We start from the raw sequence: 9,418 nt of genomic DNA, 5'->3' as shown, positions 1-9,418 counted from the left end.
GGTGGTGTCGTTGCGTGTTAGACGCCGTCGATGCTGACGGCGGGCGGGTTGAGGTTGTTGAGGGCACGGGCCTTCTCGGCGGGCAGTTTCAGCCGGTGCCCTTTGGCGAGGCGGAGCTTGCCGACCTGCGTGCCGGAGATGAGCACCGTGCAAAGGAGCTGCACATCGCTTGCGGGCGTCGCTGCGGGAGGATTGTCGTCGTCGGATTCGGTGTTCATGGATCTGTTGGCGGTGGGATCTGAGGGGTGCTTTGCGCGCATACGAGGAGGCGCGTCTTGAAGATGGTTTGGCGGACCGGCAGCGGCTGGTTGGGCACCATGGCGACACCGTCGAATCGCAGGCCGTTCGCGTGGTCCCCGCTCCGGCCCAGCAGGTTCCCCTGAAGCAGGACGACCATCCGTTGCCACGCCACATCGCTGGCTTCGTCGGTCTCTTCCGGTCGCGTGGGCGTGCGCTCGATGATGTTGACCGCGATGGTCACTTCCATGAGCGCCACCTTGCTATTCTCGTTGTTTCTCTGCGGGTCGGCAGTTGGCGTGTCGATGACCGCGCATCGGCCGTGCTCCGCCGCGGAGACAGCGGTGTTGACCGCGTTCCAGATGTCGGCGCGGCGCGAGATGATGACCTGCTTTGCAGTGAAGAGCCCGGCATTCACCAGCACGTCACGGATCGCAGCGCGGAGATCGTAGAGTGTCGTTGTCATGATCCACCTCCCAGCGCATCGATCCAATCCTCCGCCTCCTCTTGGAGCGCGCGGATGATGGTTGCTTCGTCAGGCAGGGCCGTCGCATCGCGCGGGATCGTCACCTCGTCTGCCAGGTAATAGACCGGACGGATCGCCGTGCGCGCTGCGAGCGGGATCGTGTTGCCCGGGCCGGGCTTGTTGGTGCGTCCCGTCGTGTTGGACAGCAGGCTTTGCGTGCCCTTTCGACCGCCTCGACCGCCGCCTTCCTGCTCGAAAAGGAGCGGGACATTGGGAATGGAAAACAGGTCCCCGTGCTTCTGCTCATACTCCGCGGCACGGAGACCGTGCGCCTCGGGCACAAGCGGAATGGTGATCGCCTTCGCCACCTTCGGTTTGATCGTGCCGCCGAAGATGTGGATGCGGACATTCTGGCCTGCCTCGCCGCCAACGGTGACGGTCGCACCTTCCTCCGTCACGGAGGTGATGCCGGTTTCCTGCGCGGCCTTCGACCAGAAGTTGGTGCGCGGTCCCTTCAGCTTGTTGCCTTTGCGATTTTTGGCGCGCCAATGGCCCTGCACCACCTCGACGTAGCGGGTCGCCAAGGCCTGATTGAGTTCGGTGCGGTTGACGACCTTGTCCCCGATATCGACGAGGAAAGCCTTCGCGCCTTTGTCACCCGCCACAGCGGTCACCTTGATCATCGGCCACCTCCTTTCGGGCGCGGGATGATATCGTAGGTGAAGGGCTCGCCGGTCGCATCGGCGAAGTCGCGCGTGCGAGCCTCGGCATAGGTGCGGGCCGTGCGCAGCGGCGAGTGGAATCCCGACACGACATCGCCGTCAGGATCGCGGATCAGCACGACGGCATAGTCATCATCCGGGCCGCCCATGCTGGGCATGCCGTAGCCGAGCAGCTCGCCATTGCGAGCGACCGGATTCTCGCCCGAGAGCTGCACGAGCTCGTCCAGCGACTGCGAGACCAGATCCTCGCGCCACACCAGCACGTGACCATCTTTCCACTCGGCGCGCACACCCGGCATTGACCGGGCTGCAGCGATCAACGGCTGCGCATCCGCCTCAGTGATATTCTCATGGAAGAGCCGCTTCCGCCCGTTGCTGACCGCGGCTAGCTGCGCGAGGTAGGAGTAGCGGACGGCGGCTGCTTGATCACCGGCAAAAAGCGCTTCGGCAGCATCCGATTCTCGTCGAAGTCGGCCAAGGACTCCCTCGCCGCTGTCGAATGCGGATCGAGCACGCGCCCGGAGGGCTTCGCGGAGTGAGGCGTCGGTTTCTTGCCAGTGGACATCGGAGGCGGAGGAATTGGTTGCAGTGTGATACACGGCTTGGTTGCCGTCAAATCGGATGGAGTCACCCAGCTCGCTGCGGAGCCGCTCGTAGGCGTCGGGCTCGGAGAGGCCCATGCTGACGCGGAGGCCGGTGCCCAGGGCGGGCGACGGCGATGCGGGCGACGCGGGAGCACCAGGAGCTGAGGGAGACGTGGGCGGGCGGCGCGGCGACGTGGGAGCGGACGGCGATGCAGGAGCGGTAGGAGCAGCATCACCCTCCTTGATCACACCCAGCTCCAGCGCATCACGGCGGCGGATGCTCTGGAGCACCATGCCGGACCCGTAGGCGAATGGAGGATATGGCAGCTTGAATTGCGAGATGGCCCGCCAGATCGGATCGGTGACCAGGGCAATCATACGGCCCGGTGACCGTGGGTAGTCGAGGTTGCTGCCCGGCCCGCCGTAGAACTTGCCACCATGCTCCTGCCAGATCCGCGGCCAATCGCGCTCGTGCATGCGTTGCATGCCGCGGATCAGCTCCTGCGCGGGAGCACGGCGGAGGCCCACGTCGGACTTGCGCACCTTGTCCGCGGCATGGCCCCGGGCAATCGCGAGCTGCATCTCCCAGATCAGGGACAGGCGACGTGAAGAGCTGAGATCCTGAAGACCGCCCCGCTTCTCCGGGTCGGGCTGATAGCCCGCGCGGCGGAGGATCTCCTGCATCTCCAGAACGAAGCGCCCGCGCTCCATCACCCGGCCACCGGCGGCGACCGCATCACGCTCCTGGCGCACGGCCTGAAGGATGCGCCGTTGCATCTCGCCGAGGATCACTTCGTCAATGACCCGCGCCGACCAGAAGGAGACGCGCCGGATCTCTTCCGGCTCGCGCTCCCACTCCGCCGACGACAGCAGGGAGCCCAGCGGTGTGCGGTTCCCGAGGGAAGCCACCGCGTCCGGCAAAGGCGTTGCTGTCGAGAAGTCGATCACGGTTTGTGGCGTCCGTCGTCGGGACGGATGATCAGCTCGTGGTAAACGGAGGTGCTGCCATCGGCGGCGTGGCCGATCCCGTTCTTCCGGCTCACCGGCTTGATGAGGCAGTCGCGGAAGAGCAGCCGGTTGGCGGGCGTGTCGTCGATGGTCAGGATCCAGGTGCCCTTCAACTGGTCGAGGCCCTCCTCCCTGAAGCGGGCGAGATCGTCGATGGTCCATGCGCCGTAGCGGGCCTCGCCGGTCGTGTAGGGCGGATCACAGAAGAAGACCGCGGGCTTCTGATCGTAGAGACGGATGCAATCCTTCCAGTCGAGGTTCTCGATGACCACCTTGTCCAGGCGGCGATTCATCGCGCGGAGCAGTGCCAGCTTCCCCGCCTTCGATGAGAAGGCCGCACCGGCACCATTGCGCGAGCGTCCGAAGTAATCGGGAGCGCCGCCAAAGCCGTTCTTCATCCGCATCATCCACCGGGCGGCCCGCTGGATATCGGTGAGCCCGCGCTGGGCCTTGAAGTCCGCGAACTCCTGGCGGCTGTTGAGGCACCAGTCCAGCTCCCTCATCAGCTCTTCCAGATGCCACTTCACGATACGGTAAAGGTTCACCAGCTCGCTGTCCGCATCGTTCACCACCTCGGCCTGGCTCGGCTTCTTCGCGCAGAGGAGGGCACCGCCGCCGCAGAAGAGCTCCACATACATCTTGTGCTCCGGGATCAGCGGCAGCAGCTCCTTCACGAGCCAGCGCTTGCCACCCTGCCAGGCGACCACGGGCTTGGGTGATCCGGGGACGGGCGGTGCCGGTGTGCGGACGACGGACGCAAGCGTCTCCAGGAGGATCGCGAGATCCTCATCGGGAAGAGCGGAACAATTGATGTCAGGAGTCATGAAAGGGATCAGCGGCCCAGGGGGGGCAGGGAGCATTGCGGGCAGGGATCGGTGTCGGTATCGGTCCGGCTGGGCACCCACCCCATGCCGTGGCAACGTGGGCAGACAGAGATCTCGACGCGACGTGGCGGAGCGGGCTGGAGACCGACCTCGAAGGGGGGCGAGGCCATCGCCTCACCGCGGGCAAGACTGAGGGACACACTTTCCACATCCGCGCGGCTCGGCATCACCGGGGCTTCAACTTCCAAGGGCGTGGGCAACACCGCCGAGTGCATGTCGATGCGCACGCGGGCGACACGACCGTCAGCAAAGGGAATCCAGAGGGTGGCATGATTGGGTGTCATCGTTAGATGCCGTCCTGCGAACGGCGGGTGAATTGACGACCGCGAGCATAGATCCTCGGCGTGGCATGGGGCTTCTCGCCGGGCACTTCGGTGGGCACGGCATCGGGTGCGGGCTGCGGGCGGATCTTCCCGGTGGCCACGTCCTTCATGAAGGCCTCCGCCTTCTCCCAATCATCCTTCCTTGCTGGCCCCGGATCGTATCCGGGGATCGTGATCAGCGTCCGCCAGCGGATGATGCTGAGCGCCCGGGCACGGAAGCCCTGCGGGATCTTGGTCGCATCCGCGCTGAGCGAGTTCTGGCTCCAGGTGGCGATGTAGCCGCGCACCTCCGCGATTAAATCGGAAATGATGCCGGGAAGCCGGTCCGGCCGCCCCGCCGCCGTGGAGACCTGGGCAAAGTCCTCGCGCTCCACGAGCGTCATGCTGTCGAGGACTTCGTCTTCGGTGATGGTGACCCAAGGCTCAGGCATGGAATCGGTGGGTGGATGTGTGGTGGATCGGTCGTGCTCTCGATGGAGAGGCGGGCGGGAAAAACCCAAAACCCGCCCGCCTCCCGGATCGAAGGCAGGGCCTTGCGATGATCTATCAGGCGACCGCCACGGTGGCGCGGTCCACCGCTTGCGAGTTGGTGACCTGGACATCTTCAGACCAGTCGAACTTGGCGACCTCGCCGCGGCCGTCTTCCTTCTGGTAGGAGCCCGGAACCATCCATTGCCCCCGCAGGCGGAAGGTCTTCATGAAGGACGGATCGCGACGGGTGGGATTCGCCATGCGGGCAAAGATCAGGATGTCGCCGTCCATCAGGAATTCGATGTCTTCCGGGAGTCCCTCCGGGGCGTCGTCAAAGCACATCAGGCTCATCTGCACCTCGGGCTTCGCGATCAGCATCTCCGCGATGTTGTCGAGGCTCGGCACCGCGAACTTGCTATTGCCGCCCGAAACGAAGCGGCCTTTGACCGAGGGGTGATTCTTGACGACCCGGTAGGCACCCGCGCCGAAGATGATGCCGATACCCATGAGCGCGCCATAGCGGGCCGCCTTGACGACCTGGAGGATGCGCTTGTCCAATTGGTCGATCACATCGTCCCCGCCTCCAATCGACAGTGCGGTGCCCGCGCCCGCGGCTGTGAGGGCGAGGTCGATGACTTTCTTTTCGTGGGCGAGCGACGCGGCGGCGGCGACCATGTCGGCACCTTCCTGCATGATGTTCTCGATGTCGGCTGTCTCCAGCTTCTCCAGATTATCGACCGGGAAATCGAGCGCGTTGGGTGCGCAGTTGTAGGTCCCGTCCGCCGCAGTGAAGCCGAGCTGCGTGGCGGCACCGCCGAGGGCGCGGAGCGTGTTCGGGATGCGGAAGCGGTGCTTTTCGTCGTAGATCTTGAAGCGGCCCGTGGAGGTGCCGACCTGGACCGGAGGAGCGATGAAGCTGGCGACAGGAGACGCCGCGGACTGTGCCGCGCCTTGGGCGTATTCCTTGATGAGGGGATTGCTGCCGATGGAAGCGAGTTTCATGGAAGTGATTTGGTGATGCTAGGTGGTTGAGTTGGCTCGGATGGGGCCGGACGGATCAGGCCACGACTTGCGGGCCGGGATTCGGCAGCAGGCGGCAGAGGACGAGCTGCTCATCCACGCCCTTTTCCTCCGCGCGGAGGAAAACCCAGTAGGTATCGGCGGTGGCCGGCACGGTGCGGACCTTGCCATCGTTCGCGCCATTGATGGCCGCGAGCGTGAGCTTGTCGCCGGGGTTGCAGGTGCCATCCAGGCGCACGCGGACATTGCGGTCGCGGCTCAGGGCGATGACGGTGACATGAGACCCGTCCGGGCCTCCGTCGAGCAGGAGGTAATCGGCCTCCTCATGCACGTCATTGGGGAGCTGCACCTCCGGCTTGCCGGTGTCGTGGGTGAGCTTGACGACGCGGCCAGCGAGGCCGGTCAGGTTTTCACCGGCCAGGACCTGGAATGGTCCTTCCTGCGTGTTGGATTGCTCCGGGAAGATCGCGAGTGCGGTGTTCATGGATTGGATCGTGGGATGTGATTCGGATCGGGACGGGGTATCAGCCGAGTTCGGCTTGGGCGCGGGCGAAGGCGGTCGCGAAGGGAACCTTCTCGGTCGCCTGGATGGCGGAAGCGCGGTTGCGGATCGCGGCGGCCTGCTTCTTCTCGGCGGCGGTCGGGCCATCATCCTGCGCGCCGTCCGTCTTCTCGACCGGAGCCGGAGAGGTGGCAGTGCCGCGGTTGAAGATGCGGGCGGGCTCTTCCCGGGTCGCGTTGGCCGGGAAGGATAGCTTGATCGCGGCCTCGGCGGAGGCGCGGTTCTTGATCAGCTCTCCGCGCCAGTGGGCGCGGGCTCCCTCCGGGATGTTCTTCCCGAGGGTGTTCATGATGGCGTCGGCTTCCGTCTCGGCTTCCTTCGTCTTCATGGTTTCATTGGAGCCCATGATCTCGGTGATCTTGGCGAGGATGGCTGCTTCGTCGGCGTCGGCGGGCAGACCCAGTTTTTCGGCGATGGCTTTCATCGGTGGTTTGGTCGGTTCGGTCGGGTTGTCCGGCTGCGCGCCGGTGCGGTTGGTGATGGGCCGTCCTCCCCGGTTGTTAGGCCGGTTGGTGAAGGCGAGGCCCGAGAGTCGGAGAGGGCGCACGTCGCCATTGCCGAGGTCTTCCAGATCCTCGGGATCGAACTCCGTGCTGAAGAACTTGAAGCGCTTGTTGCGGATGGCGGGCTCGCCGAGGTCGGTGAGATCCAGGCGTGCCTCAAGCTGGCCGTCCTTCACGCGCAGATCCTTCGCCCAGGCAAAAGCGGCGGTGGATTTGTCGAGGTCGTGCGAGAGGTGGTCATTGTCCACCAGGATGCCCGCGAAGTTATCGCCCGCGGATGCCTTCTCGGCGGCGAAGCGGTTGACGATGGACTCGATGGCCTTCGCGTCGATCACCTGGCGGCGCTGGCGGCCCGGATATCGCGCGTGCTCGTCCGGCCAGTGACCGGCAGGCCATGTGCCGCAGACTTCGATCTGATACCAGCCGTCCGAGGGCGGCGCGTCCTGGCCGCGGTTGAGGATCTTCGCATTCATTCCTTGTCGTCGTCAGTGGGGGTTCCGTTCAGGCCGTCGCGGGCACCGCGGAGCACGGCACCGCCGAGACTGGCCTCAAGCATCCCGGCGAAGGCATCGGCCCCGCTCACGTCGAAGAATTCCGGCAGGCGGAGCGCCGCTTCCTCGAAAGCCGCCAGCCATTCCGCATCACCCGTGCGGTCGCCCTGCACGTCCTTTGCAAGATCGGCCACCAGATCCGCCACGGGCTCCAGCGCGGAGGCCGTGACGCCGATCATCTCGGCGATTGCCTTCGCCTTCAGATCGTCGGCCTCGGGCTGATCGCTTTCGTCTTCGTCCCGGTTGCGGATCGGCATGTCCGCCGTCGTGGTGGATGGCATGGCAAGCAGCGTGCCGATCACCTGCATCGCGGGAGCCTTGAGGCGGAAGATGTCGATTGGCTTGTTAGGCGCGTCCTGGAGATCGGAGAGATACTGGTGATGCCCGTCGATCACGTGATGATCCGCGGACACGAGGAGCGCGCGCAGCGTTCCGCGCTTCGCCCGGGCACGCTCTACCTTCTCGGGCGAATACTCGGCCTGGCTCGGCTTGAGATCGGAGGGCTTGGCGGTTTCGCGGACGTAGTCGATGCCACGCTTGCGGAGGAAGGCGACCATCGCTGCGCGGTTGCCCTGGTTGATCTGCGGCATCACATCCCGCGGGATGCCCAGCGTGCCTGTCTCGCGGGCGAAGCGCTTCCACCTCTCGTCACCCTCGCCGCGGTTGAGGATCGGATCGGCGGGAGCCGTCGATGGGGCCGGGCCGGTGGCTGGAGGAGCCACCACCTTGCGCGTCACCGGATAGCCCGTCTTCTCCTTGATGAAGTCGGTGTCCACGTCGTAGCCCGCGCCGTCGAGGGTCGCCACGTCGGCCACCACCTTGCCCGCGTCGGTCTCTTCATTCGCCGCCAGCTCGAAATAGGCGAAGGCCGCTTCCCCGGGCGTGACAGCCGCAAGGATCTGCGCGTCGAACTGCTTTTGGAGGATCTCGGAGACTTCCTTCGCCTCGGCGGCGGCGATGTCGTCAAAGGTCTTCTCGTGGGCATCACTCTGCCCGGAGCCGAGACCGGTGGCATCGTTCAGCATGGTCAGCTTGCCACCCGTGCCACGAAGCACGACCTGGCTGTCCTGATAGTCGATGTGCTCCTTGAAGGGATTCGCCCCGCGCGCGCCGTTGTCCACGGTCTTCACGTCCGATCCGCCCGGCAGCACGCCGCGCGCGTCGCTGCTCACCTGGTCGGCAGCGTCCAGGTATTCCTCGGTCTTGTCCTTCGGGATGTTCTCGGGCGCGATGATGAAGACTGCCGGAATCCCGAAGGTCTCGATGAATCCGTCCCAATCCTTTTGCGAGAGGCCCTTCCTGACGAAGCAGATCAGCGCGACGCGGTTGATGGGGCGCGAAACCTCGCGGATGATGAAGCGCTCAAGCGGGACATCCTCGCCGAGCGCCACGCCGAAGCGGGCCTCCTTGTTCATCTGCCAGCGGCCATAGAGACCGTGGCGGACCCAGAACCATTGATCGACCGGCGCGAACTCGACCACGTTGCCCGCGGCATCGAGCACCTTCTCCAGATGGGTGAAGCCGCGGAAGCTGGCCATCGCCAGGCTTTCCAGCGCGGAACTCAGGTTTGTGATCCGTTCGTAGGCCGCGCGGAGAGCCGCTTCCTGTGTGCGGGCGATCTCCTCCTTTCCGGCGGGGACGTTCTCGCGGACCTTGATGTTCCAATCGAGCCGCTGGATCGCGGCGGTCCGGCGCTCAAGCAACGCGCCTAGGGTGGCGTCCTGCATCTCGATGAACCGGTAAGTCCATTGCAGGTCGGCATACTCGCCGCGCTCACCGGCCTCCAGCAGGTTGATGGCGCGCGAGATCGTGAGGCCGCGGAGCGGGTTGTAGGAGTCGCGCCACAGGTTCGCCGCGGCGACGTGGAGGCGATAGCTCACCACGGAGACGGCACGGTTCAGGATGCCCGCCATCCGCGACCAGGCGGACACGCGATCCGCGGCAGGAGCCTTGGTCCGGTCGCTCATCGGTCACCTCCCTTCCCGGACTGGCACCGTGCAGCGCCGTGCATACGCCCAGGAGGCCGTATCGGCAAAATTGCATGCGATGGGGCGACGGAAATGGAAGCCCCCCTAGAAATCGATTTC

At 65.3% G+C, this 9,418-nt stretch carries 11 protein-coding genes; all 11 read right to left on the bottom strand.

Annotation, left to right across the window (positions count from 1 at the left end; all coding sequences use genetic code 11):
- Positions 1-17: 17 nt before the first annotated feature.
- Entirely contained in the window at positions 18-218 is a 201-nt protein-coding gene (locus OKA04_RS04710; protein ID WP_264499977.1) for a hypothetical protein, read from the bottom strand.
- Positions 215-703 (bottom strand): hypothetical protein, encoded by a 489-nt coding sequence (locus OKA04_RS04705; RefSeq protein WP_264499976.1) that lies wholly within the window; start codon positions 701-703, stop codon positions 215-217. The genes OKA04_RS04710 and OKA04_RS04705 overlap by 4 nt, the downstream gene beginning before the upstream one ends.
- Positions 700-1,386 carry a hypothetical protein gene (locus OKA04_RS04700; protein WP_264499975.1) on the bottom strand — a complete coding sequence of 229 codons (687 nt, stop codon included), beginning with the start codon at positions 1,384-1,386 and terminating at the stop codon, positions 700-702. The genes OKA04_RS04705 and OKA04_RS04700 overlap by 4 nt, the downstream gene beginning before the upstream one ends.
- On the bottom strand, positions 1,383-2,957 hold the full coding sequence (locus tag OKA04_RS04695; RefSeq protein ID WP_264499974.1) for a hypothetical protein: 1,575 nt from the start codon (positions 2,955-2,957) through the stop codon (positions 1,383-1,385). The genes OKA04_RS04700 and OKA04_RS04695 overlap by 4 nt, the downstream gene beginning before the upstream one ends.
- Complete coding sequence (locus OKA04_RS04690; RefSeq protein ID WP_264499973.1) at positions 2,954-3,841, bottom strand: DNA adenine methylase; 888 nt, start codon at positions 3,839-3,841, stop codon at positions 2,954-2,956. Before OKA04_RS04690 ends, OKA04_RS04695 begins: the two co-directional genes overlap by 4 nt.
- 8 nt (positions 3,842-3,849) lie before the next feature.
- Complete coding sequence (locus OKA04_RS04685; RefSeq protein WP_264499972.1) at positions 3,850-4,185, bottom strand: hypothetical protein; 336 nt, start codon at positions 4,183-4,185, stop codon at positions 3,850-3,852.
- A 2-nt stretch (positions 4,186-4,187) separates the two neighbouring features.
- Entirely contained in the window at positions 4,188-4,655 is a 468-nt protein-coding gene (locus tag OKA04_RS04680; protein WP_264499971.1) for a hypothetical protein, read from the bottom strand.
- 115 nt (positions 4,656-4,770) lie between these two features.
- Positions 4,771-5,697 (bottom strand): hypothetical protein, encoded by a 927-nt coding sequence (locus tag OKA04_RS04675; protein WP_264499970.1) that lies wholly within the window; start codon positions 5,695-5,697, stop codon positions 4,771-4,773.
- A gap of 55 nt (positions 5,698-5,752) precedes the next feature.
- Positions 5,753-6,199 (bottom strand): hypothetical protein, encoded by a 447-nt coding sequence (locus tag OKA04_RS04670; protein WP_264499969.1) that lies wholly within the window; start codon positions 6,197-6,199, stop codon positions 5,753-5,755.
- Positions 6,200-6,239: 40 nt separating this feature from the next.
- Complete coding sequence (locus OKA04_RS04665; protein WP_264499968.1) at positions 6,240-7,253, bottom strand: phage protease; 1,014 nt, start codon at positions 7,251-7,253, stop codon at positions 6,240-6,242.
- Entirely contained in the window at positions 7,250-9,298 is a 2,049-nt protein-coding gene (locus OKA04_RS04660; protein WP_264499967.1) for a phage portal protein family protein, read from the bottom strand. The genes OKA04_RS04665 and OKA04_RS04660 overlap by 4 nt, the downstream gene beginning before the upstream one ends.
- Positions 9,299-9,418 lie beyond the last annotated feature (120 nt).

This window comes from Luteolibacter flavescens (genome assembly GCF_025950085.1).
GTDB classification, from domain to species: Bacteria; Verrucomicrobiota; Verrucomicrobiia; order Verrucomicrobiales; family Akkermansiaceae; genus Haloferula; species Haloferula flavescens.
The sequence above is the reverse complement of the archived record's forward strand: the minus strand, read 5'-3'. Positions and strand labels throughout refer to the sequence as shown.